The sequence below is a fragment of the Candidatus Auribacterota bacterium genome, assembly GCA_026392035.1.
Taxonomy (GTDB): Bacteria; Auribacterota; Tritonobacteria; order UBA1439; family UBA1439; genus JAPLCX01.
Genome location: JAPLCX010000108.1, coordinates 37894 through 63357 on the forward strand (window position 1 = coordinate 37894; position 25464 = coordinate 63357).

Below are 25464 nucleotides of genomic sequence, written 5' to 3' on the forward strand. Positions count from 1 at the left end.
ACACTGCAACTGGTTTTGCAATATGTCTAGTCTGCTTCAACCCTGGTGGCGGTGAGCTCGCGTGGGCCTGTCCATGTCCCCTCGCAATCTATGCGAGATCCGGGCGTCAGCCCTTCGAGCGTGATCGGCCTGTCGTGCGTATCTTCAACAAGCGCAGTTGCGGGAACCTTGACCGTGACGCCGCTGACCGTCAGCGTCCGCGCGGCGTTGTCGCGAGATGCCAGCCGTCCTTCGATCTGATCGACGACGGCGTGTTCCTGGTCGATCTCCCTCGCGGTCATTTCTCCGGCGCCGGTGAGGGTGCCGTCGACATCCACGCTGTCTCCCACCTTGAGGTCCGCGAGCGTGCATTTCATGTCGGCCAGGTTTTCGATCACCGCTCTTTTCGCGATGACCTTCACTCCGGAGACTTCAATCGTGCCGCCCGTGGCATCGATCGCGGTTATCTTCCCCTGGATACCGTCGTCCGCGTATGCCAGTGAAATCAACACCAGCACGAGGACGCAACACGCACATCCTTTCATGGTGCCCCTCCTTTTGTTGTTGTAAATTCGCTTATGATTATAGCACGCCCATCGCTGCGTCGATGGAATCTTTTTAGATGTGGCGCACTCTCCGCTCGGCAGAGGACGGGATTGATAGCGACATGATAGAATAACGGGCGCCGGGATGGTTATTTGAATAGCAGCTAGACGGGATCCAGGAGAAGTGCACGTGACGCACCGGTTGCCGGCTGTTGATATCGCAGTGTTGACCATCTACATGGTGGGCGTGGTCGCCTACGGCTGCTACTTTGTGCGGCGGAGCCGCGCCACGGACGCGTTCATGAGGGCGGGAGGAACGCTCCCCGGCTGGATCGTCGGCCTCTCCATCTTCGGCACCTATGTCAGCAGCATCAGTTTTTTGGCGCTGCCCGGAAAAGCGTTCTCCGGCAACTGGAACGCGTTCGCATTCAGCCTGGCCCTTCCGCTCGCGGCATGGGTCAGCGCCCGCTATTTCGTCCCGTTCTATCGAAACCGCGGCCACATCTCCGCGTACTACCACCTCGAAAACAGGTTCGGCCTCTGGGCCCGCAGCTACGCCGTGTTCTGTTACCTGCTGACACAGATGGCGCGGGTGGGATCGATCATGTACCTGCTCGCGCTTCCCCTGAACGTGCTGCTCGGCTGGGAGATGCGGCTGATCATCCTTCTGACGGGAGGGCTCGTCACGCTCTACACGCTGCTGGGCGGCATCGAGGGGGTGATCTACACGGACGCGGTGCAGAGCATCGTGCTGATCGCGGGGGCGCTGGCGTGCGTGGTGCTGATCCCGCTCACCATGCCGGAGGGACCGTCACAGCTATTTCGCATCGCGATCCAGCATTACAAGTTCAGTCTCGGCAGCTTCGGGCCGAGCCTTGTCGAGTCCACCTTCTGGGTCGTGCTGCTCTACGGCATCTTCATGAACCTCCAGAATTTTGCGATCGACCAGAGCTACGTCCAGCGCTATCTGACGGCGAAATCAGAGCGCGAGGCGAAGAAGTCGGTCTGGCTCAGCGCGCTGCTCTATATTCCTGTGTCCGCATTCTTCTTTTTCATCGGCACGGCGCTCTTCGCCTACTACACCGCGCAGCCGGCGTTACTACCGGCGGCAATCCAGGCTGAGGCAGCCTCGGGCAAGGGGGACACGGTGTTCCCCTTTTTCATGGTGCACGCGCTGCCGCCCGGGATGGCGGGTCTCCTCATCGCCGCGGTCTTCGCAGCGGCGATGAGCACCATCAGCAGCAGCCTCAACTGCTCGGCCACGCTGACGCTCTGCGATGTGTACAGGCGCTTTATCAGGCCCGAGGCCGGGGAGCGGGAGTCGATGGGGGTCTTGTACGCGAGCACCTTCCTCTGGGGGCTCGTCGGGACGGGCGTCGCCCTCGCGATGATCCATATCAGGAGCGCCCTCGATACGTGGTGGACGCTCTCGGGCATCTTCGGGGGGGGCATACTGGGGCTGTTTCTCCTCGGCTATATCGGACGCGGGGTGAAGGGCGCCGCGGCGATGGCGGCGGTGGCCGTCGGCGTCCTCGCCATCACCTGGATGACGCTCTCTCCCCATGCCGCGCGCCTGCCGGGATCATTGCGCAATCCGCTGAACCAGTTTATGATCCCGGTAGTGGGGACCGTGACCATCATGTTGGTCGGGTTTCTGCTCACGGCAATACTGAGCCGCAGACGCGGAACACAAATTACTCCCTCCGGGACTCCTCCCCTCAACAAAGGTTCCCGGTCCGACTCCTGAGGCGGAATCGGGCGTCACGGCATGCATCAGCCTGAGGTCGCTTTTCACCGATACGACTCGCACCGGGGACCTCGGCACGCCGAGGCCGATCCCCATTTCAGCGCAGACGGGCGTGAACTCAGCGAACGGTTTGAGCAGCTTCACCACGTCGCTCGATATCATCAGCCCGTTCCAGCGGCAGCTTTCAAACTCGATACATTTGCTGATGACCAGCTTCGGCTTTGCAAATGCTCCCATGGATACCCCCCGGTCTGACTTTCCCCCCGCCGATTATGATTATACCATGCTCCCTGCCGGACTCTGGAGGGGTGACGGGGGATGAGACGGCGGCCCGCTCCTTTTCACTCAGGCTCGAGCCAGGCATCATCCTCTGAGGAGGAGGGCGCGTCCTCCTCGTCTGGCTCCTCCGCCTGCCTAGACATGCCGGGAGCCCGATTGGGAGTCGACGTCGGGGTCCGAAAGGGGAAGGTCTTGACCAACTCGTATTCCCGGGGCATCACGTTCTGATCGGAGCGGAGGAGCAGGACGTCATGGACGATGAACTCGGTGCTCTTCGGCGGACTGACGGGTGAGCTGAACACCCCCCGCAGCTTCTTCGGGTCGACTCGCGTGGTGTCCCAGGTGCCGACGCTCATGTGCCCTTTCCAGTCGTCGCCATAGTCGTAACGATCGGAGTCGTACGCCACACCCTCGGCGTCGAGCGTATCGCGTACGAAGTCGGCCAGCGCCGTCAGCTTCGTCGCCGCATCCTCCTTGAGGCGGTAGACGAAGTAGCCGTTGTGCCACACCTCGAACTTCGACTGCCGCACGCTGTCAGCCAGGTTGAACGGCGTTACCTTCTTGTTGCCCACCACCTTCCACATTGATCCGATGACGGCGTCCACGGTCGCCTTGTCCCTCTTGCCGATCTGCTGGAGGGTAATGTGGAGCTTCTCCGGGGGCTGGGGTGTGATGGAATGGAGGGCAGCCGTATACTTCTTTTTGATCTGTTCCCCGATGTACTCCTGACGGTGCGTGACGCTTTCGACGATCGCCGTGTTGTCCACCCTGATGGCGAGGAAGTAGAGGTAGTCAGGCGCCTGCGTGAGCTTTGGCGACAACCGTTCACCGCGCACGATGTTTCCCGCGCTGAATGAGAAGCATGCAAGGATGGCTGCGGCGAGGACGATGCAATATCTACCTGCACCCATAGAAGTTCTCATGACTATATCCTCCCCGGTGTGAGCTCACCGGTTTCTCGTCACAAGCAGATCTGCGCCTCTGGCGCGCCGCCAGTCCGCTACTCTATCATCACGGTCGCTCTGTCCTGCGTCCGTACGTGGGCCGGGATGGGAGGAGCATCGGCGGGGAGCACCGCGACCGTCGCCGCCCAGACACCCGTGGGGAGATTCTCGCTCACGGTGTAATCGAGGAGGGTCTGGCAGACGCGTTCTCCCGAATTCTTGATGCCGCGCACGTAGGGATGGATGCCGCGCACGATGGCGCCGTTTCTCAGCAGGCTCATCTGCTTTCCCCATGGCGCGGTCAACATAACGTAGACGTCGTATCGGGATTCGCCCGGAGGAACCGGATGCGCCGCTCCGTCGGCCTGGGAGGGCTGAGGGATGGTCACGCAGGCGGAGATGACGATGTGGTCTCCCGCCGAGGCGCCATCAGTCCCGAGATCAATCACGGTTGGTGAAATGGTGACGTAGTTCGCGGTCTCGGTGACCGCGTTGATCTCCACCTGCGCCCCATCCCAGATTGTGAATTCGCTGATGCCGACGTGATCGTACTCGTTCCCCCAGTCATAGGTGTAGCCGAGCCTCGTCCAGGGATGAGCGGTGTCGGACGTATAAGAGATGCTTATCAGGTTATTGAACCAGTTCTTGTAGATATCGCTGATGACGATAACGGGCGAGACCGGAAAATCGAGCGACGCTTCATGGTCATTGATCTCGGGATCGGGGCTCGGGCGGACCAGGTCGGCCGGCTTCACCCAGAAGTCGACGAATTGCGTCTTGTCCGCGTCGGGGGGCATGCCGAGCATCTGTTTGAGCCGGAGGGTCAGGTCGGCCTCTGCGAAGGCGCGCGCGGCGACCCACTGCTTCAGTTCGGGCGGCGATGAAACCCAGATCAGATGTGCCATGCTCACGGTGACGGTGTCCCCCGGTTTTTTGACGGGGCCGTAGTATTTGTTATCCGCCCATGTCTCCATGAGCACACGGGTATTGTCCGCATTCCATGTCAGGTTTGGCTCTCCGGGAAGAACGGCGATGAGATTCTTGGAGATCTGTGCCTGGGTCGTATCCTTGGACGTCGCCGCGAGCGAGTCCAGATACTCCTGCGGCCAGCTCGCCGGGAATGCGGCGAGGAGAGTGGCGCCGCTCGTGAGGACGATGCCTGAGAAGAGGAGAGTGAGAAGCGGTAACGAATATTGTGGAAGCCGACGTTTCATAACTTCCCTCCCTGTGCGGGTTAAGGTAATGTCAAAAGATATTGTAAAGCAACCACAGATTTCTCTGATTATTTATGCCTTTTCTGAGTAAATCAGTGGTGATTCATCTGTGGTAACATCCGTATAATTAAGCCGCTGTATAGAAATTCTTTCCTTTCTCCATTTACTACGTATAATTTACACTATTGCATATCGAAAGGCAAGGGTTGGGGGATTAATACTGACAGGCTTTGGTGAAGACCACCCCTCATGCCATGGGCATGCGTCCCGCTGTGGTGACGTACTCCGCCCCTCTTCAGTCCGCCCCGCGCGCCAGTGAGCCGCACGTGAGAAGCGCGATCCCATAGGCCCCCGCGGCCAGGAGATAGACCGCGCTGAATCCGTAAAACATGGCGAGCACCACGCTGAGCACGCTCCCCACCACGGTGGCGTAGGCATTCATAGCCCACCCCCAGGGGATGATCTGCTGAAGATTGCGCGCCATGAGCCTTACCGCGAGGGGAAACGGCATCCCCATGATGAAGCCATGGACTCCGGTTATGGCAATGGCGAGAGAAATCCTGCCTGCGGTCGTCAGAGTCAAACCGCGATTCACCAGCCACGGCAGGCAGAGCGCCGCAGTGAGGATAAGGCAGATGTTCACTCCCAGCATTGCCTTGAGCGGGCCGGGCGTGGAAACGCCCATTCTCCCGCTGCACAGCGATCCGAGGCCCGCGAAGATGAGGAGCGAGCAGAGGACGACGGCAAGCGAGAGCGAGGGGTGGCCGAGCAGGAGCGTCAGTCGCTGCATGAGGCAGATCTCCACAAAGATGAACCCCATGCCGAGGCACGCAAAGTAGGTAATGGGGAGGAGGGCCGCGCGCGACAGCTCCTGCCTCCGCGATCTCCAGAGTGGCAGGAACAGAAAGACGAAGCTGAGCACCGCCGCCTCGGCGAGTATGCTCAGCATTACGAAATCGCCGTGGGGAATCCTTTTAAAAAATTTATATCTGTTATACCAGGCAAGGGTCTTCGGGAGAGTGGGATCCTTTGAGCGCCCCCACTGCACATAGTGATTGAAGAACGGCCAGTCGTCCGTTGAAGGGGCGAGGTTGGCCACATCGCGGTAGTACCATTCCCGCGGGTTGGCCGACCGGAGAAATCCGTCGTACCACGAATCTCTGTCCGAGAGCCGATCGGGGATAAATCGTATTTCCCGTTTGAGTTTCTCCGCGAGTTCGCGTATGCGGTCAAGCTCCGGCGTGCTCCAGGGCGATTTTTTTATGAGCGTCTCATCGTCGAGAATGACGATATGTTTCCACGGCTCGCGCACTCCCTGCCTGCGGAAGGCTTCCATCGCGACGGACGCGAGCCGGATGTCGCCGTGGCGCCTTATGTCGATGATCCCCTCCGGTGAGAGGCGGTTCAGATAGAGCTGGAACGCCTCAACGGTGACCAGGTAGGTTTCTGATACATTCAACGCGCCGGACGCGAGCGCCACCGGCGTGAAGTTGTTCACCTGCTGGATGATGTCAAAGGTGCGCGGGGTCTGTTCGAGGTAGCTCCGCCCCTCGGCGCCGACCATCCGGACATTCGGCAGGTCATACGGCCGCCCGATGAAATCGGCGTATGCCTTTGTCGCCACCTGCACGACGAGGGGATCCATTTCAATGCCGGTCACCTCGGGAGCGCCGAAGCCCACCGCGGCGATAACCTCGTGGCTGCCCGCCGGGCCGATGATGGCGACGGGGCCTGGTTTCCTGATCTGGTACACGAACGACGAGCGCCTCTTCCCCCACGCTTCCCTGTCAAAGTCGCGGGCATAGTCTCCCGAGAAGCGGATGAGGGGTGATTCGTTCGTGCCGCCATCGATCCAGAGGACGGCGAGTTTGGGGGAGTAGAGTGCGACATCCACGCGCGAGAGGACGCCCCATCGCGTCCACCGAATCCGACCTCGCGTGTAATCTGTTTTGAAGGCGCGTTTGTGGTCCCTCGGGATAAGGGGCACCACGGCCCCCGCGTACCAGGAGCCGAGGATGCTGAGCAGCAGCGCTGCGGCGAGCGCGGCGCGCCTGCCCCTGGCGGATCCCTCGCACAGCACGAGCGCCGCGAGGAATCCCATCGCGGCCACCGCGAACGATGTGCCCATCGGCCTGAGGAGGGGGAGCGCGAGAAAGAGCGCGAGGCACCCGATGCCGGCGCCGAGCAGGTCGCCGAAGTAGAGTTTATCGGCTTCATCGCTCCACACCGACATGCCGATGCTCACCACCACGCCTACGAAATAAAACGGCGCGCCGAGAATTATGTAAAAAACAATAAGATAGATGAGCTGCGTGATCTGGCCGCTCAGCGCCGCAGAAACTTTTAAGGGAAAGATGTGGGCAACAAGCGTCGCGAGAATCGCGGTGCAGGAAAAGAGCACCGCCGCTTTTCGCATGGCCGGTCTCGCCTCGCTGGGGAGGGGTATCCCGCGAAGCTGCAGCACCACGCCCGCCAGGCCGAGCCCGAAGAGGGCGGTGCTGATGATGAGGAACGCGTAGTGGGAGAAGAAGAGCACGGAGAATATTCGCACAAAGGTCAGCTCCAGGAGGAGTGACCCTCCCGAGACGAGGCCTATCGCCATGACGACGCCGGGGGTGGAGCGCTTCATTATCTCATGCGCCTCAATGTTGGCCGCAAGGATAGTACGGGTGTCGGCACGGTGTCAACGGAAAAGCCCGGCGCCTTGTAATGCCTCAGAAGGTGTGAAATAATTGGAAATCACCGCCTGAATATGAATGAGAAAGAAAATGTCATTGCGATCCCGCAAAGCGGGAGAAGCAATCTCATGTTCTGCAATGAGTTGGGATTGCCGCGTCCGCCTCGTCCCGCTTAGCGGGACTCGGCGTCCTCGCAATGACAACCATACTGCCGATTTTTTCACACCTTCTGAGGGATTACGGCGCCTTTCCCAATTTTGCCAAAACATCTTCACTGTTTCACCACGGAGCCTGCCTGGCGGCGGGCAGGGACACGGAGACACAACAGCCCAAGGTTGAAAGTGTGAGGTTTAAAGAACGGAACCGGATAATCCGCCATTCTTGGAACCTTATGCCTTACACTTTGAACTGCAGTTACTCTCCGTAGTGAAGACATTATTGCCGCGCTCTGACTATTCTCGTCTTGTCAGGGGAGCATCTATTGTCTATCATGAGGCTCGATGAAAATTGCCGGCAACAGATGGCTCACTGTCGCGCTGGATCTCCTCATTGCGCTCACCGCCGGCATCATCCTCTATGTGTTCCTGGTGGGTGGCATCACGATTCAGGTCGGCGGGGCGGTCCCCGGGCTCGGAAGGGCGAAACTCACCTGCAATAAGCTCGTCAATCCGTCCCTCTTCTTGCTCTTCCTGCTCCTCCTCAGAGCGATTACATCCAGGCCCGCGCCGATCTCGCGCCTCAGGCGCTGGTGCACGACCAACACGCGCACGATCCTTCTCACTCTCCTCGTCGCGCTCACCGCCTCGATCCCACGTCTCTGGAACCTCAATGGTCACAGCCTCGCGCCAGACGAGCTTGAGTGGAGAGACGGCGGTACGCGGCTGATTACCGGGCTGCGCGCGCGTGAGTTTAAGATGGCAACCGAGCACCTGTATTATCCAGGGGTCATACCGTCGGCGCTCATCGGCGCGTCGTATGTCTATTTGGGGAAGGAGACCTCGCCGCTCTCAGCCGATCTCATCCACCCGATTGTCGCGTTGCGGCTCCCTATTGCCCTCCTCGGCATCGCGACCTGTATCGCCGTCTACCTGATCGGGCGAATTGCCTTCGGGGGAGCGGTATCGTTCTGGGCCGCCGTTTTTCTCGCGCTTCTCCCGGAGCACATTGCCATTTCCCGCATTGCGCACGTTGACTGCGCCCTCACGCTCTTCTTCACGCTCGCCGTGCTGTGTTACCTGGTCTACGCTCATTCCCTGCGCCTCAAATGGAAGGTTGCGTCAGCGGTCTTTTTCGGGTGCGCCCTGCTCACCAAAAGCACTGCCATGCTGATCCCATTAATCTTGCTTGCGTGGAAGACATGCGTCTGCGTCTATGATCGGCGGGGGAGGCTGCGTTTCTGGGAGGCGAGCGATCTCGGCTGGCTCGGCGTCGGACTGGTGATCTATTTCTCGCTCTACACGAGGCTGTGGCATGAGCCGCACGAGCTCATATGGATCAAGTTTGTGCGCCGTCTCCCGCCGGCGGGGGTTCTGATCGCAGTGGTCAACTGGGTTTCCCGTTTCCCCTGGGCGCAGGGAGGGGGCGCGCTCCTGTGCGTGTACATACTTATCACCGCCGCCGGGAGGGCGATGCGCGGCGGGCCACCATCGCCCCGGAAGGCGGCCCATCCCGTGTGCGTGGGCATACTCCTGACCATCGTCTGTCTGGGATTCGTTCAGGTATTCCGGAAACCCATGGTGAATGCCCTCCTGTTCATCTCCACCACGTATCACTTCGGGGATGCGGGACATCTGAAATACTGGATGGGCAACGTGGTGCTCAGTCCTCCCCGCTGGTTCTACCTCTTCATGCTCCTCATCTGCACGCCGCCGCTCGTGCTCGTCCTTCTGATCTGCGGGATTGTCAGGGGATGCGCCGTGCTGTGGAAAAGGGGAGACGGCTGGAGCGCCCACCTCCTGAGCCTCCTGGTGTCTCTCCTTTTCATTGCGGCGATGAGCTCGAGCCACAAGATGGCGATCCGGTATAGCGCCCCGACGTACCCGTTCATCTGCCTGCTCTCGGCGCTCGGGCTCACCGGGATAATCAATGCAATCGCGGGCAGCCGTCGCGCGTGGCGTCCGACGCTGCACGCGCTCGCGGGGGTCATCATTGTCACTTCCTGCGGGATACCCCTTGCCAGAGTTGCGCCGTACTATGACATATACTGCAACATTTGCATCGGCGGGCTGGCGGGTGCCTCCCGTTGCATCTCAATCGGGCACGGTCTGGGAACGAGAGAAGCGGTCGAGTACCTTAAATCCCGTGTGAAGAGCGGGGATTCTATCTATGTCGTCGGGCTTCATGGAGAGTTCCGCTACTACTGGGATCATGAGGGTCCGGGGCCGGCGTGCGGGGTCCGCATCAACCAGACGAGTCCTCCCCATGTCGATTGGCTGGTCATTCCCCTCGGGCACAGGATGAGAGGCCTGGCGGATGAAGAGCTCCGTCTCACGCCTCGTCGAACAAAGGTTCATGCAGTGACGAAGTGCGGCATCGATTTTCTTGACATTTATCGTGTGGAGGGCATGCCCGCGGGGGAATCAAATCTGTGATCAGCGGTGGGACACTCTTCCCGCCGCAGGTATGATCCGCGCTGCGCCACATCCGCGGGCAGGAGGGATGAGAACGACTTGAGGTTTTCTCGCAGGGGCCCCTCGGCAGACGGCTGCACCGCGTAGAATGAGACGGCATCGTTGCCGCACACCACGTTGTGCGCGATCTTCCATTGCCCGACCTCCATCCATTCCGGTGGTATCAGGCTGTTTCCCCGCTGCGCAGCCCGGAGGTCATAGAGCGCCGCGATCATGACCCCCTCTGAGCGCGCCAGGTCCCGCACCCGAGCGCTGGTGTAGCTCCCCCCACGCATTTCCCTCGCGACGGTCATGTTGCCAAGCCCGGCCATGTCAATGCAGCGGATGTCGGCCAGGTAATTGATCGCCCCCACGTCGTTTGCGGCGACGGTCGCCCCCTGATAGAAGCGTTGCAGGAACAACCCCATCTGGTACTGCTGCTCATAGATATTTGTGGTGGCACGCGGGATTTTCTTCACGGCCTGTGCGCCCCGAGTGCCGAGAGAGAGAGCCGATAAGAGGATGAGAATGGACAGTGCGGTGCGTGCGGGCGTTGAGAGCTCAGGCGCGACGGGTATCCTCCGCGGGAAGTACTCTGAGAGCGCCCAGGTGATCGCACAGGTGCCGAGAGCAACGAGGTATGCCTCATACCGGTAGAACCAGCCGGTCCTCGCGAATTGCATATGGAGAAGGGTGGTGCCGATGAAGATGAGGAGCATGATCTGAGACCGTTCCCATATCCCCTTGTGTGTCCGGATGAGGTATGCCGCCAGCGCCGTTGCGGTCAGGATCAACATGTGGGGCGCCTGGATAAATTGCATCGCGGCTGAGTAGCCGAGAAAATTGATAACGCCCCGCGCGGAGGCGAGGTGGGGTGATTTCCCTTTTATGAGCGCCGAGTTGGGCAGGAAGAACCAGCCATGATTGATCGATATAATCCCGTAGATCGTGACGGGGACGAGCGCTGCCACCCCCATTGCAAGTGCGAGGAGATACCGTCTTCGCAGGATAAAGAGGATGCACACGACGAGCACCAGAAAGAGGCCCTCGTACCGGATAAGGGGCAGGAACGCGGCTGAGAGAATCAGGTAAAAAACCGAGGGCGAACAGCGGGCATGATCGCTGGAGAGGACCTGTGCCGCAATGAATACGAAGATAATGGTGACGAGGATGTGGAGGACATGTTCCTGGCCGCTGAATACCAGCGGAGGAAGCGGCGTCAGAAAAATGATCGCGATCAGGACCATGAGTGTGTATGCCGGATGGGGGGACGGCCGCCGCGCGCGCGTGAGCCCGTACACCGCGAGCACCAGAACGGTTGCGGACAGGATATTCAAAATAAAAGGAATGGCTTCATTGACCCCGGCTATCAGGTAGAGGAACGACAGGATGAGCGTCCAGAACAGCGAAGAAGATGATGAGGTGAATCCATATCTGGTGATCCCCCAGATCCCGTACCGGGCGAAGTTCTTTGCCATCGCCATGTGGATGTAGGGATCGTCGAGGGCATACACGAGATGCCCCTGGTTCTGCCTGAGGGATAAGAATGCGAGCACCCCTATGGCGAGCCATAGGATGAGGAGTGCGATGCCCGGCAGCCAGTGTGCGCGCAGAGAAAATCTCATAGGATTCAACCCGTCACTCGACCTCAAGCGCACGGATGTAGATCGCCTGATCGATCGCGCTCACTGCGTCGGCCGAGTTGCACGAGGAGCACCTCAGATCCTCCTCGTGCTCGCTTTCGAACTCGGTGCCGCAGTCCGCGCATCGGTAGCGGGCGGGCGATCGGATGAGTTTCAGTTTCGCGCCCTCCATGCAGGACGATTTCGCGGCGATGTCAAAGCAGGACTGGATGTGATCTTCCGTGAGGCAGCTGTACCTCCCGCACACGACCTCGATCGCCTTCACCTTTGAGAAATGATCTCTCGCGCGCTGGAGGTCTATTCGCCGGATAATTTCTTGGACGATCGACAGCTCGTGCATGTGTGACGTGACCCTCCCACGCGATGGTTCGCCGCGACGTCAGCAAATCCTCGGGAGCAGCTCTCCCTCGAGGAGCGGGACAAACCGTTTTGTGCCGATGTTCGTCCGGAGGCTGACGGGGGGGATCTGATCGGCATAGGGCGTCGCATCCACCCTTCCGATCACCGCCGCGTCCCTGCCGAGAGGCATCGTTCTCATGGCCTTGAGAATATCGGCGGTTGCGCCCGGGTCGGCGACAATGACCAGTTTCCCCTCACTCGCGATATACAGCGGATCCATCCCCAGGAGATCGCAGCAGCTGCGGACCTCCCGTCGTATGGGGAGCTTGTCTTCAAACAGTGTCGCGGTGACCCGCGAAGCCCGCGCGATCTCGTTGAGCGCGCTGGCGACGCCGCCTCTCGTCGGATCCCTCATCACGTGGAGAAAACCGCTCCAGGCGGATATGCCCTCCACGATCTCACAGAGGGGAGCGACGTCACTCCGTATCTCCGGCGTGAACCCCAGCCCTTCCCGCGCGTTCAGTATCGCCATGCCATGATCGGCGATCGTACCCGAGATGAGGATGTCGTCGCCCGGCCGCGCCCGCGATGAGGAGATGTCCATCCCCTCCATGATCGCCCCGATCCCCGAGGTCGTGATGAAAATGCCATCCGCGTCACCCCGGCGCACGACCTTGGTATCGCCGGTGACCAGGTTGATGCCGAGGGCGCCAGTCGCCTTCCGCATGGAGCGGGCGATCTTTTTGAGATCCTCTATCAGGAATCCCTCTTCAATGATAAATGCCGCGGCAATGGCCAGCGGCCGCGCGCCCTTGGCGGCGAGATCGTTGACGGTCCCGCATATGGACAGTGTGCCGATATCTCCACCCGGGAAGAAAATCGGTTGTATCGTGTACGAGTCGGTGGTGAATGCGAGGTGCGCGGTGTCAACGGTGAGCGCGGCGGAATCATCGAGGGTGTTCAGTATCTCATTCCCGTATATCGGGAGGAACACCTCCGACAGCAGTTGTGACGAGTGTGCACCGCCGCCGCCCATGGAGAGTGTGACGGTATCCATCTCACCGCCCTCCATAATAATAGTGCGCAGCGCAGGCGCCCTCGCGTGACACCATGCACGGTCCGACCGGATGCGCGGGCGTGCACGCCGATCTAAAGAGCGCGCACTCGGTCGGTGTGCGCTTCCCTGCGAGGACCTCGCCGCAGCTGCAGCCCGCCGGTTCGGATACGGCACCGATCTCGAAATCAATCAGCGCGTCTGCGTCGAAACGGCTAAATTCGCCCGTGAGCCTTACCCCGCTGTTTCTGATCTCCCCCAGACCCCTCCATGTCGAGTCGCATTCGGTGAATACCGAAGCGATGAGATCCTGTGCCCGCTGATTGCCGCGGGGTGATACAAACCGCGCGTACTGGTTTTTAATCGCCGGTTCCCGCCGGCTGATCATGTCCAGCAGGAGCAGGATCCCCTCCAGCAGGTCAACTGCCTCAAAGCCGGCGATCACGCCGGGGACATGATACCGCTCCGCTATGAAACTGTACGCGCCCTCTCCTATGATGGAGCTCACATGGCCGGGCAGAATAAAGCCATCTATGCGGATATCGCCAGAAGACAACAGGGCGTCAACGGCGGGGGGAATCAACTTGAACGCCGTGAGGAGATAGAGGTTTGTTATCCGGTGTGCCGCGGCCCGTTGCACGACGGAGGCGAACAAGGGGATCGTCGTCTCAAAACCAACCCCAAAGAGGACCACATCCGTGCGTGGCTCATTTCTGGCGAACTCCAGGGCATCAAGGGGGCTGTACATGATCCTCACGCGCGCCCCCCGATTCGCTCGCGCCGACTCCAGGGTGTCAGATACCCCGGGAACTTTGAGCATATCGCCAAAACAGAATAGGACGGTGTCCTTCCTGCAGGCTAGTCCGATGGCGCTCTCCATCGATTTCAGAGGGGTGACGCACACGGGGCAGCCCGGCCCCGACGCGAGATGAATGTGCTCCGGCAGCCCCTGCCGTACGCCGGTGGCGAAGAGTGCCATCGTGTGGGTTCCGCAGACTTCCATGAGGGTCGCTTGGGTTTCGCGGGAGCGGATTTCCCCCAGGAGCCTGCGCGCGATCTCAGGATTTCTAAAATTGTCCAGGAGGCTCGCTGAGCTGTTTGAAATACTCGATGGTTTCAAGGGCTTCTTCCCTGTTGAGCGTGTTAATCGCGAACCCCGCGTGCACGATCACAAAATCCCCGACCATGGCGTGTTCGATCAGGTCAAGGGCCACTCGTTTTCTAACCCCACCGAAGTCAACGAGCGCGTGTCCGTCAGCAATCAGTTCTATGATCTCACCGGGGACCGCCACGCACATTTCCATCTCCCGCTGTAAAAGAAGTACTCTCAACTTCACCATATCACACTCGGGTTTGGCAAGAGAATTGTTGAGGAGGGATCAACAGGATCATGCAGCAGGACGCGCGGGCGTTGTGGTGTCATTGCGATTCCGGCTCAGCGGGACGAAGCAGTCCGACACCGAGGGCGTCACCCCAAACAGGGTGAGGGATCGCACATAGGTCGCCACTGCTGCCTGCGGCAGCCTCGCGACGCTTCGCGGGTCGCCTTCGGCCCGCCACACACAGCCGCTGCCGCTTCGGGGGAGGAAGCTCGTTCCACTCCATCGCAGCTACTGTGTCTTTGGAAACACCACTGCTGTATGCATCACTTCACTCACTACGCAGGTAATGTAGAGGCAATACTTGACATTCTATGAGAATAGGAATTGCCAATAAACCTTTTTTAATTAGATATGTCAATATTCTTATTTCAGTAGATATATCCTTTCTCATATATAACCACTTAATAGCTATATCTTACTCCTAAAGAACAAGTAGCGTAATACATCTACCTGTTCCCATCCATGCGCCTTTGCCCGGAGCCTTGACAACTGCCCAAAATTAAGCTAAAATTCGAGTGAGCGAGAGGGCAGGGATGGAAGGAAGCTCGCTCTCAAAGGAGCGGCAGGACGGTGAAGGCGCACAGGTGGTTCCTCCTGATTCATGCGATGAGCGCGGCGGCGCTCTCGTCGTTCCTTTTTATCTCACCTCTGTCTGCCGCGCCGGACGCTCCTTACGTCGAGGGTGAGATTCTCGTCAAATACAAAAGCTCGACTTCCCATTTGCGCATGAGCAGCATCGAGAAGACGGCCGGCCTGGTTACAAAAGAAGAAATCCCCGCGCTGCGCATCAAGCGGGTAAAAATTGAGTCCGGGATGTCCGTCGAGGAGTGCATTGAAGAATACCACAGGCTCGCCGGCGGCTCGATAGAGTACGCTGAACCCAACTATATCCTGAACGCTGATCTTCTCCCCAACGACCCTGACTTCAATCAATTGTACGGTTTGCGCAATACCGGACAGAACGGCGGTGTGCAGGGGGCCGATGTTGCCGCCGCCGAAGCGTGGGATACCGCCACGGGCGGCCCCATTGTGGTCGCGGTCATCGACACGGGAGTTGACTACACGCATCCAGACCTCGCGGCCAATATGTGGAAAAATGAGGGCGAGATACCGGATAACGGCATTGACGACGACGGGAACGGCTATGTTGATGATTACCGCGGCTGGGACTTCTGCAACCATGACAATGACCCCTACGATGATCACTCGCACGGCACGCACTGCGCGGGCATCATCGCGGCCGTGGGCGACAACGGCATCGGGGGCGTCGGCGTGTGCTGGAAGGCGAAGATCATGCCGTTGAAGTTTATGGGGGCGGGGGGCTCGGGATCGACGGCCGAAGCCGTGAATGCGATCCTCTACGCGACCAAGATGGGCGCGCGGGTAATGAGCAACTCGTGGGGCGGCGGCGGTTGCTCTCAGGCGCTCAGGGACGCCATCCAGGTTGCCAACGATGCGGGGGTGATATTCGTGGCGGCGGCGGGAAACTCCGCGAGCGACAACGATCTCACCGCGCACTACCCCTCGAGCTACGATTGCAAAAATGTCATCGCCGTGGCGGCCACTGATAATTATGATCTCCTCGCGTCATTCTCATGCTACGGGCTCACATCGGTGGACATCGCGGCGCCGGGGGTCGCGATCCTGAGCACCACCCCCGGCGGGGGCTACGCGTCATACAGCGGGACATCGATGGCCGCTCCTCATGTCGCAGGCGCCGCCGCGCTCGAGTGGTCGCACACGCCCGCAAAAAGTCACACCCAGATTATTTCAGATATTCTCAGTGGGGCGACGCCACTCTCGGCGCTGGATGGCAAGGTGGTCACCGGAGGCCGTCTCAATCTTCAGCAGATGCTCAACCCCGAGAACGACACGGTGGCGCCGGCCCCGGTCACAGACCTGAGCGCGGTGGGGACGAGGATGGCGCGGGTGACACTGAGCTGGACGGCGACCGGAGATGACGGCAACACGGGGAAGGCCAGCGCTTATGACCTGCGTTACTCCCTCGATACGATCACGGACGCGCGCTGGGACGCGGCCCGCCGCGCCTCCATTGCGGTCAATCCACAGAGCGCGGGTTGCACGGAAGAGGCAACGGTGACCGGACTATCGCCGGGCACCTGTTACTATTTTGCCCTCAAGGTGAAGGACAACCGCAGGAACAGCTCGGCCATTTCAAATGTGGCGGCGGCGACAACCTCCTCAGGAACGGTGGTCCTCGATGACAGCGTCGAGGGCGGCGACAACGGCTGGTCGCCGACGGGCCTCTGGCACCGTACCACGCATAGCGCGTCCAGCGCTGTCAGCTCCTGGTACTATGGGCAGGAGGGGCTCTGGAGCTATGACACGGGGGTCGCAAACAGTGGCACGCTCACGTCGCGGAAGATAGATCTGAGCGCCTATAACGACGCCCTCCTCACCTTTAATCATTTCAGAACTGTGGAGGCGTACCAGGGTTCGTACGATATCTGTGCGGTAGAGGCATCGCGTGACGGAGGGGCCAACTGGGAGCGGCTGATGGAGCGTAATTCATCGAGCCCGGCGGTGTCCGGGTGGACGAGCTCCGGCGCGGTGATGCTCACGGGCTATGCCGGAGGGAGCGTGCTCCTCCGTTTCTCGTTTGACACGGTGGACGCCACCTCGAACGGTTATGAGGGTTGGTATGTTGACGACATCCGCATCATGGCGGAGGATTACAAAGTAGAGCAACCGGATCTGTACAATCACCACGTGGAGCTCACTCTGAACGGAGAGAGCTTCCGGTGCGGCGACAAGCTCTATCTCTCCGCAGTCGTGAAGCGCGGCTGGCTCTCTCCCCATACCGTGTGCGATGCATACCTCGCCGTATCGCTGCCGAACGGACGCGAGCTCTTCCTCACGCGCACTCACGCGCTGTCCGGAAAAGCGCTCCCCCTTATGAGCAACTTCGAGGTGAGGGACATGAGGGTTACCATGGGCCCCTTCGTCATCGCCTCCGGTCTCGCGAGCGGCAGCTACTCCGTGCGCGGCGTGCTCACCCCTTCCCAGAAGCGGGCGGTAAAGGGGACGAGCCTGATGAGCAACCTCTCCCAGGTGAGCTTTACGATCACTCCGTGACGTGTTCGATCAGGTCAATGGCCGCTCGTTTTTTAACCCCCTCGAAATCAACGATCGCGTGCGCGTCAGCCGGCAGTTCTATTATCTCACCGGGGATCGCCACGCACATTTCCCTCTCCCGCTGTAAAAATATTTCTCTCAACTTCACCATATCACGCGCAAGTTTTGCAAGAGAATTGTTGACTGTACCGTCCCCGTTTTTGTGAAAGGGACTATTGCTTCATCTCCCAATTCAGAAACAGGTCATTCCCGCGGAAGCCTGCCTATGCCGGAGCGGCTTCGCGCAGGCAGGCGGGAATCCAGTCCTGTACAGTAAATTGTGTATTTCAACGCTGGATGCCTGCTGGAGTTTACCCCTGCGAGAGCAGGGGCAGACATGACACGATCACGTCTCTGGAACAAAAAGTATATATTCAGTTGACGATATCAGTATCGTACTTGATGCCAGCACATTGGGTATTTCAAGCCTGAAATTTCGGGGAAAGTCCTGGGATGGGTTTAGCTTACGGCGTGGAAGGATCAGATTTGCTGACGAAGCAGCTTCACACGAAGATCGGAGTGGATGAGAGGCTGACAGGTCGACCGGAGTTGATCAGTCGGAGCGAACGAGCGTTAGCGAGTGAGCGGAGATCCCGAGTGGAGCGAGAGATCATTCCCAGATTAACAGAGCGTAGCGTACGACTTATTGTCTGGGGGGTGACCCTGATTATTTCAGAGACTGATGGGAAAAGGCATCACCGCCGTATCAACTGTCAAGGATAAAGACTTGACCCCAAATGTCTCACGCTCTACTCGATGGTGAGGAAGGTTTCTGCGATCGGCCCGAGCGGAGCGACCCGCCGCGGAAGTCAAGCAGGCTCGTGTACCCGGAGGCTCCCGCCGTGCTCCTCTCGGGAATCCCTCACACCGGCTCCGCGTGCGCCTTTTCCCGGCGGCCGGAGAGACGGGCCGTGAGCGAGCCGAGCCACCATTCCAGGCGCACCAGGTACCAGAAGACGACCGGCACGAGGATAAACGTGAACACGATCGACGCCAGCATCCCCCCGATCATCACCGCGCCCATGGACTTTTTCGCATCCATCACCGAGCCGAGCTGGGGCGCGACGCCGAGGATGATTGCGATCGACGTCATGAGGATCGCCCTGAACTTGTCCGAGGCCCCGAGCCAGAGCGCCTCCTTCACCGGCACGCCCTCCCGCATCTTGATGAGCGTGTGGTCCAGGAGGAGGATCGCATTGTTCACGACCATGCCGACGAGCATAACGCCGCCCATCAGCGACGCGACGTTGATGGACTGCCCGAAAAAGAACAGGCCCAGGAGCATCCCGGTGATCGAGGTGACCACCGTGGTCATGACGGCCAGGGGATACGCAACGAGCGAGTTCATGAGGGCGCAGAGCAGCATGAAGGTCAGGATCACCGCGAGCAGGAACGCCTTGCCGAGCTCCTGGTAGGACTCACCCATGTTCTCCGCGTTCCCGACGTACCGGTAGCCGTACCCCTCGGGGAACTGCATCGCCTTGAATCCCCTGTCCAGGACCCCCCTGACATACCCGAACGCGCTCTTGCCCAGGTATCCGTCGAGGTGGATCACCCGCTTCCTGTCCCTGTGCCAGATGGTCGGGACCGCCTTGTCGATCTTCAGCGCGCCGAGCTCGTCGATGGGGATGAGTCCCTTCTTCGAAAGGACCGACATGACTTTTATGTCGTCGAAGTCCCGGGCGTATGTGTCGTTCAGCTCTATGTTGACCTTGTATTCCTCGCCCTTCTCCTTGTACACGTTCGAATCCTCACCGTAGATGGACGCGCGGAGCATGGAACCCGCGTACGCCGCGGTCACCCCGTATTCGACGAGCTTCTCCTGCCGGGGCTTGAACTGTATCTCGTCCGGGGGCGTCTTGTACGAAAGGAGCACGCTCCTGAAGTACCCGCTTTCTTCCATGATCTCCCTCATCCTGCCCGAGAGGCGGATCATGGTGTCGTAGTCGGTGCCATACAAATCGATGGCGACATCCCCTATCCCCGCCTCGAGGCTTACCCCGCGTTCGAAACTGGCCTCCACGTCGGGGATCCGCGCCATGAACCCGGTGAGGTCGCTCATGATGTCGACGTCTTTCCTCCTGCGCTCCTTCAGGGGCACCAGGTCCAGCGTGATCTGCACGTTCTCGACGCCGTTGGCGCCTATGGTGCTCAAGTACGATTTCTTCTCGGGCAGCGTCTCGAGATGTCCCTCCACCAACTTTGCGGCTTCCGTGGTCCGCTCGATGGTCGACCCCTGCGGGAGGGACATGCTGATCCTGATCTGGTTCTCATCCCCCTTCGGGACGAAATCGCTCTCGAGGTAGGGGACGAGCAGCAGCGAGGCGAAGAAGAGCGCCGTGATCGCGGCAACGGCGGACTTGGGATAGCGGAACGTGATGTCGAACAGATACTTGCACTCCCGCTTCAGGAGTTCCATGCCGTCGTCGATCCGCTCCCTGAGCCAGTGCAGCGGGGCGACGATCCGGTGGACGATACCGGCGCCGGCGCCCGCGCGGCGGCCCGCCCCCGGCCTGAGTATCGCGGCGCACATCATGGGCGTCAGGGCGAATGAGGCGAGCACCGAGAACAAGGTGGCGTAGACCACGGTCAGGCCGAACGACTTCATGAACAGGCCGACGATCCCGCCCATCATGGCGATCGGCAGGAAGACCACCAGGTTGGTCCCGGTGGCCGCGATGATGGGGACGACCACCTCCTTCGTCCCGTCGATCGCCGCCCGGACGGGGTCGCGCGTCCGCTCCAGATGGACCAGCACGTTCTCGATGATGACGATGGCGTTGGAGATCAGGGTCCCCAGCACGGACGCGATTGCGAGCAGCGTCATGGTGTTGATCGAGAATCCCGAGGCCCACATGGGGAAGACCGTGGAGACGATCGAGGTCGGGATGATGACGCAGGCGATGAAGGCGATGTCCCACCTCCCCATGAAGAAAAAGAGGATCGCGGCGGTAAGGATGAGGCCCAGGATGATGCTCGACTGCGCGTCGGTGGCCTCGTTGATGATGAACGAGGTAGTGTCCGTCGCGATGTCGAGCGTCATCCCGCGGGGCAGCGCCGCCCTGAATTCGCCCATGCGCCGCCTCATCTCAGTGGCGATCGACACGGCGTTTCCGTCGGACGCCTTGTTGAGGGAGAGCCCCACCACCTCCTTTCCGTTGTACCGCGCCATCGTCTCGATCTTCTTGTAGCCGTCCTCTATAACCGCGATGTCCTTCAGGCGGAAGCTCGATCCGTCCGAGGAGACGACCTTCATCTCCGCAATTTCGTCCACACTACCGAACTCCCCCGTGAACCGGACCCCCAGGGAGGTAAAGCCCTTCTCGAGGGCGCCGGCGGGTACGTTCCTGTTCTTCGCCATCATCGCGCTGATCACCTCGCCGATGCTGATGTAGCGCCGCTTCATCAGCATCGGGTCGAGCCACACGTTGATCTGCCGCTTCCTGCCGCCGTAGACGTCGACCTTCGCGACCCCGGCGATGGAGGAGAACCTTGTTTTCAGGGTCTTGTCGGCATACTCGTAAAGGGCGCGCACGTCAATCGTGGGGCTCGAGAGCACCAGGTCCATCACCGGCACGACCATCGGGTCGAATTTCTCGATCACGGGCTTGTCGACGGCGTCGGGCAGGTCGTTGAGGATCGCGTCGACCTTGTCCTTCACCTCGATGGACTTCACGTTGACGTCCGCCGACAGCAGGAACTCGACGGAGACGAACCCGAGGCTCTCGTACGACTTGCTCTTGATCTTCTTGATCTCGGATATCTCGGAGACCGCGTCCTCGATCTTCTTGACGACGAGTGTCTCCACCTCCAGCGGCGTGGCGCCGGGATAGGTCACCGAGACCGTGACGATCGGGTAGTCAACCTTGGGGAACTTCTCCACGAGCATGTTCGAGTAGCTGTAGACCCCCAGCACGACGAACACCAGCACGAACATCACCGTGGTCACGCGGTGCGTGACGAAGAACTCTATCATTGCGCCCCCGCCCCGCGGTCCGCCTGCGGCGTGGCCGACGTCCCCGTGCGGTTCACCGTATCTCTCTCTTCCAGCACACTCCGGCCCGTGAGCACCAGCGAATCCCCGGACCGCATGCCGCCGGAAAGGACCGCACCGTATCCGTTGCGCGACTCGAGCCTGACGCCGGCCTTCATTGCCCTTCCGTCGCATATCTTCCAGACGCTGTACCCGCCGCCTGAAACATCGAGCACTTCGTTCGGCACCACCAGCGCGCCGGGGAGCGTCCGGGTGCGCGCGTAGACCACGAGCGGCGATTCCGCCGAGGCGGGCGGGTCGTTGAATTCCACCCCCACCGGGAACATCCCCGTGATGACGTCCAATTCCCGGCCGACCGATACGACCCTCCCGCAGGGGGTTCCGCCGTCCGCGAAGCGGATCTCCTGCCCCTCCGCGAGTTTTTCCTTGATATCCGCGGTGACGAAACCGTCCGCCGCCCTGCCCGATGCGCAGGTCACCGTGAACTTCGTGTACACCGGAATATCCTTCGCCCTGACCTCCTCGACCGTCACCGGCTTGCCGCGCCTGTCCCACTCGGAATGGAAACTGACGATCGGGCGGCCGCGGCTGGTGTTCACTGCGCCAATCTTCATGCACACGGCGATGATGCCGACGGTGATCATTGCCGCGTAGAATCGCGCCTTACGACTAATTCTTCGTGCCGTTTTTCTTTTCATCGTAGTGCCCCGCAATCAGCTTCTCCATCCTCGCCAAAGTGGTATTGATGCTGAACAGCGTCATCTCCTTGTTGATCCTCTGGTTCGTGAGGAGGAGTTCCGCGTCGTTCAGATCGGTCAGCGACGCCTGGCCCGACGCGAACATATCCTGGGTCTGCCTGAACGACTCCTCGGCAAGACCAACCGCCTTGACGTTCGCGCCGAGGTTCTCGTTGTACTGTCGGTACTCCAAAGAGGCCTTCTTGAGCTCCAACAGGAACTTCTTCTCGAACTGCTTTGTCCTGAGACCCGCGATCTCCCTGTCGGCGCGCGCCTGCCTGAGTTGCGCTTCCTTCTTGCCCCCCTCCCAGATCGGCACGTCGATCTTGAACCCCGCGAAGGCGTACCGGTCCAGGCCATGGCCGATCCCGAAGGCGTGGTCGTCCCGGCCGCCGAAATAATCCAAGGTGGTAAAGGCGGATATGGTGGGTAGGAAGGCCGCGTATTTGCTTCTGACCTTCGCGTCGGCCGCCTCCGCGGTCTTGGCTAAGCCCTTCAAAAACGGCTCGTATTTGTGCATCGCGTCGACAAGCGTGTCGTAGTCATACGCGTCGTACTTCTCACTGAAATTCTCGACAATCTCTATCGTGCAGGAATAGTCCACGTCGATGAGCTTCTTCAACGTCTCCAGGGCCGCGTCGTACTGGGTCCGCGCCGCGTTGACCGTGGGCACGCGCACGGCGACCTCCGTGTCCATCTTGAGTATCTCGTAGGTGGAGCTGCGGCCGCCGAACGAGCGCCGATCGAGTAGTTTCTTATTCTGGATGGCGTTTGCGTACGACTCCTCGGTGATATACAGGGTTTTCCTGGCGAGCAGCCCGCCATAATACGCAAGCTTGGCCGCATAGATGATCTCCTGCCTGCCCGCCTCGCGGTTGTAGCTGCTGGCCTCGACCGCCTTCCTCGCCGCCTCGACCGCGTACATGACCCTGCCGAACGACCAGATGAGCTGGGAGGCGGTTACCCCGTACAGGTCGTAGTAGTCGTTCAAGCCCGTCGCGCTCGGGGAGTCGATGGTATAAGCCCAGCCGGTCTGCCCGCTCAAATTGGGAAGCAGGCCTGCGCGCTCTTCCCTGGAAAAGCCTTTCGCCTTGGCGACTTCGCTGTCTCTGATCTTCAGCTCCTCGCTGGTCTCCACGGCGCGCGCGATGGTCTCGGCGAGGCCCAGGCGCAGCACGGCGTGCTCCTCCGCGGAGACCGGGGTCACACCGTGAATGGCGTATGCGAGCGCGCCGGCCAGGATCGCGGCGGGGAGCAGCGGCCCTTTCATTTTCATCTCCTCCGGCTCCTCACTCCCAGCCCTTTCCAGAGGAGGCGCAGCTGACGCGTGTAGTGGTAGGCCTTGTCCCGGATATTCTCGAGCTTGGCCGCCAGGAGGGTCCCCCCCATTATCGCGAGCAGCGATATCACTATGTCGTCGATAGCGACATCCGCGGGGAGTTCGCCATGCGCGCGCGCGTCCTTCAGGCAGCCCTTGAAGAACACCCCGATAGGCATTGTGGGGATCTCCTCGATGCCTGCGCAGCGTGGGAAGGCGAGCTGCTTTTCAATGGGGGTGATATCGACTGGTTTCGGCCTCTCCTGCTGGTTGACCATGATGGAGATCAGCTGGTAGCCGAGGTTGGCGCTGTGCAGATCCCCGGCCAGCGTTACGAACACCTCGTCGATCAAGGCGAGGGATCTTCCCGGGGGGGCCTCCCGCCGCGCCTTCCAGATGATCTTCAGCAGGAGGAGAGTTATGTAGTAGTTGATGATGTCGATCTTTTCGGGGAAGTAGTTGAAGAACGTCCCCTCGGAGATTTCGACACTCCTGCACAGTTCCCGGATGGAGATGCCGTCATACCGGCTGGCGCGCAATCGCTGCACGAAGGCGTTGACGATGGCGAGCTTTGTGCGCGCGTGCTTCTTTTCGCGCAGCGAGTATTCTTTCCCTGGCATGGCATGTATCCTTATTTAGTGTTTGCTACATAAATATAGCATACTATAAATTATCGTCAAGCGCTATTTTTTCGCCGCACCGGAAAAATCAGGGTCAAACCTTTACTATACACTAAGAGGAGCATAGTTGATCTAGTGCGAGCATGGCAAGACCACTGAGGATTGAATATCCGAGGCATGGCACCATGTCACAAGCCGCGGGAACGAGCGGTGGGAGATATCCCGGGACGACAAGGACAGGAAGCGGAGCCGCGGTGACGAATAATCACATGCGTCTTCAGAAGCAGATGTTAAAAGACCGAAGATTGGCGAAACGGGTGAAACAGATTCACGACAAACTTGTCAGTGTACAGTAGAGGTCTAACCCTAATGCTGCACTTCGCACACTTCCTCGCTCCTGCTCCGCCCTAGGTTCAGGGACGACTCTTTCAATTAATTACGCTTCGTGGGAAGCTTAAAGAATGGTATGATTCAACTCACGAGAACAGATCAACACTTTGACTTTGATAGACGTTATGGATAATGTACTTGCTAATCTGAACAGAAAGATTGGAGAAGCGATTAGAACCTATTGGCTCACGCGGGAGGGCCAGACTAAAAGGCAGAAAGAAGCAGGACGAGTGGATCAGGGGGCTCGAAGCGCCGTAACGGACGGCGCCCAAATGGATGGTTTTATCTCCCTGATTACTGAAATACTTTGCAACGCTGGAATTGATTCTCGGCACATATTCAGGAAAACATGCATAGAATTACCCGGCTTTTTCAGGCCCACAAAGGAGTGGGATCTCCTTGTAGTAAGGGATGGGCAATTGATATTGGCTCTCGAAGCGAAATCTCAAGTAGTCCCCTCGTTTGGGAATAACTTCAACAATCGAACCGAGAAAGCTATGGGGAGCGCTCTGGACTTGTGGACTGCCTTTAGAGAAGGCGCCTTCAATAAAACGGTTAAGCCATGGTTAGGGTATCTTTTTCTCCTAGAGGATTGTCCTCAATCTAGGCATGCCGTAAAAGTGCGCGAACCACATTTTGAAGTATTCCCCGAATTCAAAAATGCCTCTTATGGCAAGAGATATGAGCTATTCTGCCGCAAGCTGGTACGAGAAAGGCATTATTCTGCTACTGCCTTCTTAATGGCATCAAGAGCTGGTGGACTCAAAGGAAACTACGAAGAACCGTCAAAAGATTTAACCTTTGAGCTATTTGCCCGTTCGCTGATCGGCCAAGTAACTGCTTTTGGGAAATAGGCT

At 59.6% G+C, this 25464-nt stretch carries 18 protein-coding genes and 1 pseudogene; 4 read left to right on the plus strand and 15 right to left on the minus strand.

Annotated elements, in window-relative coordinates; translation table 11 throughout:
- Positions 1-26: 26 nt before the first annotated feature.
- Entirely contained in the window at positions 27-524 is a 498-nt protein-coding gene (locus NTX71_11575; GenBank protein ID MCX6340538.1) for a DUF5666 domain-containing protein, read from the minus strand.
- A gap of 238 nt (positions 525-762) precedes the next feature.
- Here NTX71_11575 and NTX71_11580 point away from each other — a divergent pair, with 238 nt between their 5' ends.
- Positions 763-2271 (plus strand): sodium:solute symporter, encoded by a 1509-nt coding sequence (locus tag NTX71_11580; GenBank protein MCX6340539.1) that lies wholly within the window; start codon positions 763-765, stop codon positions 2269-2271.
- 96 nt (positions 2272-2367) lie between these two features.
- Here the strand turns inward: NTX71_11580 and NTX71_11585 are convergent.
- From NTX71_11585 to NTX71_11600, 4 genes and pseudogenes are all read right to left on the minus strand, one after another.
- Positions 2368-2433 (minus strand): annotated as a pseudogene (locus tag NTX71_11585) (hypothetical protein).
- A 179-nt stretch (positions 2434-2612) separates the two neighbouring features.
- A complete protein-coding gene (locus NTX71_11590) occupies positions 2613-3461 on the minus strand; it encodes a hypothetical protein (GenBank protein ID MCX6340540.1) in 849 nt (282 codons plus the stop codon).
- An 89-nt stretch (positions 3462-3550) separates the two neighbouring features.
- A complete protein-coding gene (locus tag NTX71_11595) occupies positions 3551-4708 on the minus strand; it encodes a hypothetical protein (protein MCX6340541.1) in 1158 nt (385 codons plus the stop codon).
- 295 nt (positions 4709-5003) lie between these two features.
- The gene (locus tag NTX71_11600) at positions 5004-7337 is read right to left on the minus strand and encodes a hypothetical protein (protein ID MCX6340542.1); all 2334 of its coding nucleotides are present in this window, start codon (positions 7335-7337) and stop codon (positions 5004-5006) included.
- Positions 7338-7886: 549 nt separating this feature from the next.
- Here NTX71_11600 and NTX71_11605 point away from each other — a divergent pair.
- Positions 7887-9977 carry a glycosyltransferase family 39 protein gene (locus NTX71_11605; GenBank protein MCX6340543.1) on the plus strand — a complete coding sequence of 697 codons (2091 nt, stop codon included), beginning with the start codon at positions 7887-7889 and terminating at the stop codon, positions 9975-9977.
- On the opposite strand, the gene NTX71_11610 is transcribed toward NTX71_11605, so the two are convergent.
- From NTX71_11610 to NTX71_11630, 5 genes are read right to left on the minus strand one after another with little or no spacing between them, the layout of a single operon-like run.
- On the minus strand, positions 9935-11620 hold the full coding sequence (locus NTX71_11610) for a hypothetical protein (protein ID MCX6340544.1): 1686 nt from the start codon (positions 11618-11620) through the stop codon (positions 9935-9937). The two genes, NTX71_11605 and NTX71_11610, sit on opposite strands and share 43 nt — an antisense overlap.
- A 13-nt stretch (positions 11621-11633) precedes the next feature.
- Complete coding sequence (locus tag NTX71_11615) at positions 11634-11978, minus strand: hydrogenase maturation nickel metallochaperone HypA (GenBank protein ID MCX6340545.1); 345 nt, start codon at positions 11976-11978, stop codon at positions 11634-11636.
- Between the two features lie 39 nt (positions 11979-12017).
- A complete protein-coding gene (gene hypE, locus NTX71_11620) occupies positions 12018-13034 on the minus strand; it encodes a hydrogenase expression/formation protein HypE (GenBank protein ID MCX6340546.1) in 1017 nt (338 codons plus the stop codon).
- Position 13035: 1 nt separating this feature from the next.
- On the minus strand, positions 13036-14151 hold the full coding sequence (gene hypD / locus NTX71_11625; protein ID MCX6340547.1) for a hydrogenase formation protein HypD: 1116 nt from the start codon (positions 14149-14151) through the stop codon (positions 13036-13038).
- Complete coding sequence (locus tag NTX71_11630) at positions 14099-14371, minus strand: HypC/HybG/HupF family hydrogenase formation chaperone (GenBank protein ID MCX6340548.1); 273 nt, start codon at positions 14369-14371, stop codon at positions 14099-14101. Before NTX71_11630 ends, hypD begins: the two co-directional genes overlap by 53 nt.
- 855 nt (positions 14372-15226) lie before the next feature.
- Between NTX71_11630 and NTX71_11635 the strand changes: the two genes are divergently transcribed.
- Positions 15227-17509, plus strand: a complete 2283-nt coding sequence (locus tag NTX71_11635; protein MCX6340549.1) for a S8 family serine peptidase — start codon at positions 15227-15229, stop codon at positions 17507-17509.
- Here the strand turns inward: NTX71_11635 and NTX71_11640 are convergent.
- From NTX71_11640 to NTX71_11660, 5 genes are all read right to left on the minus strand, one after another.
- Complete coding sequence (locus NTX71_11640; GenBank protein ID MCX6340550.1) at positions 17499-17660, minus strand: HypC/HybG/HupF family hydrogenase formation chaperone; 162 nt, start codon at positions 17658-17660, stop codon at positions 17499-17501. The two genes, NTX71_11635 and NTX71_11640, sit on opposite strands and share 11 nt — an antisense overlap.
- A 750-nt stretch (positions 17661-18410) precedes the next feature.
- Positions 18411-21524: an efflux RND transporter permease subunit gene (locus NTX71_11645; protein MCX6340551.1), complete on the minus strand. Its 3114-nt coding sequence runs from the start codon at positions 21522-21524 to the stop codon at positions 18411-18413.
- On the minus strand, positions 21521-22240 hold the full coding sequence (locus tag NTX71_11650) for an efflux RND transporter periplasmic adaptor subunit (protein ID MCX6340552.1): 720 nt from the start codon (positions 22238-22240) through the stop codon (positions 21521-21523). The genes NTX71_11645 and NTX71_11650 overlap by 4 nt, the downstream gene beginning before the upstream one ends.
- A complete protein-coding gene (locus NTX71_11655; GenBank protein MCX6340553.1) occupies positions 22212-23555 on the minus strand; it encodes a TolC family protein in 1344 nt (447 codons plus the stop codon). Before NTX71_11655 ends, NTX71_11650 begins: the two co-directional genes overlap by 29 nt.
- On the minus strand, positions 23552-24217 hold the full coding sequence (locus NTX71_11660; protein ID MCX6340554.1) for a TetR/AcrR family transcriptional regulator: 666 nt from the start codon (positions 24215-24217) through the stop codon (positions 23552-23554). The genes NTX71_11655 and NTX71_11660 overlap by 4 nt, the downstream gene beginning before the upstream one ends.
- A 515-nt stretch (positions 24218-24732) precedes the next feature.
- Between NTX71_11660 and NTX71_11665 the strand changes: the two genes are divergently transcribed.
- A complete protein-coding gene (locus tag NTX71_11665) occupies positions 24733-25461 on the plus strand; it encodes a PaeR7I family type II restriction endonuclease (GenBank protein ID MCX6340555.1) in 729 nt (242 codons plus the stop codon).
- The last annotated feature ends 3 nt before the right edge of the window (positions 25462-25464 follow it).

What these genes read in the sequence shown, in the direction of transcription:
- NTX71_11605 (MCX6340543.1), top strand. Translation starts at nt 7,887, where the DNA reads ATGAAAATTGCCGGCAACAGATGGCTCACTGTCGCGCTGGATCTCCTC.
- NTX71_11575 (MCX6340538.1), bottom strand. Translation starts at nt 524, where the DNA reads ATGAAAGGATGTGCGTGTTGCGTCCTCGTGCTGGTGTTGATTTCACTG.
- hypE (MCX6340546.1), bottom strand. Translation starts at nt 13,034, where the DNA reads ATGGATACCGTCACACTCTCCATGGGCGGCGGCGGTGCACACTCGTCA.
- NTX71_11640 (MCX6340550.1), bottom strand. Translation starts at nt 17,660, where the DNA reads ATGGTGAAGTTGAGAGAAATATTTTTACAGCGGGAGAGGGAAATGTGC.
- NTX71_11595 (MCX6340541.1), bottom strand. Translation starts at nt 4,708, where the DNA reads ATGAAACGTCGGCTTCCACAATATTCGTTACCGCTTCTCACTCTCCTC.
- NTX71_11645 (MCX6340551.1), bottom strand. Translation starts at nt 21,524, where the DNA reads ATGATAGAGTTCTTCGTCACGCACCGCGTGACCACGGTGATGTTCGTG.
- NTX71_11600 (MCX6340542.1), bottom strand. Translation starts at nt 7,337, where the DNA reads ATGAAGCGCTCCACCCCCGGCGTCGTCATGGCGATAGGCCTCGTCTCG.
- NTX71_11630 (MCX6340548.1), bottom strand. Translation starts at nt 14,371, where the DNA reads ATGGTGAAGTTGAGAGTACTTCTTTTACAGCGGGAGATGGAAATGTGC.
- NTX71_11650 (MCX6340552.1), bottom strand. Translation starts at nt 22,240, where the DNA reads ATGAAAAGAAAAACGGCACGAAGAATTAGTCGTAAGGCGCGATTCTAC.
- NTX71_11580 (MCX6340539.1), top strand. Translation starts at nt 763, where the DNA reads ATGGTGGGCGTGGTCGCCTACGGCTGCTACTTTGTGCGGCGGAGCCGC.
- NTX71_11665 (MCX6340555.1), top strand. Translation starts at nt 24,733, where the DNA reads ATGGATAATGTACTTGCTAATCTGAACAGAAAGATTGGAGAAGCGATT.
- NTX71_11660 (MCX6340554.1), bottom strand. Translation starts at nt 24,217, where the DNA reads ATGCCAGGGAAAGAATACTCGCTGCGCGAAAAGAAGCACGCGCGCACA.
- NTX71_11655 (MCX6340553.1), bottom strand. Translation starts at nt 23,555, where the DNA reads ATGAAAATGAAAGGGCCGCTGCTCCCCGCCGCGATCCTGGCCGGCGCG.
- NTX71_11610 (MCX6340544.1), bottom strand. Translation starts at nt 11,620, where the DNA reads ATGAGATTTTCTCTGCGCGCACACTGGCTGCCGGGCATCGCACTCCTC.
- NTX71_11615 (MCX6340545.1), bottom strand. Translation starts at nt 11,978, where the DNA reads ATGCACGAGCTGTCGATCGTCCAAGAAATTATCCGGCGAATAGACCTC.
- NTX71_11635 (MCX6340549.1), top strand. Translation starts at nt 15,227, where the DNA reads ATGTCCGTCGAGGAGTGCATTGAAGAATACCACAGGCTCGCCGGCGGC.
- NTX71_11590 (MCX6340540.1), bottom strand. Translation starts at nt 3,461, where the DNA reads ATGGGTGCAGGTAGATATTGCATCGTCCTCGCCGCAGCCATCCTTGCA.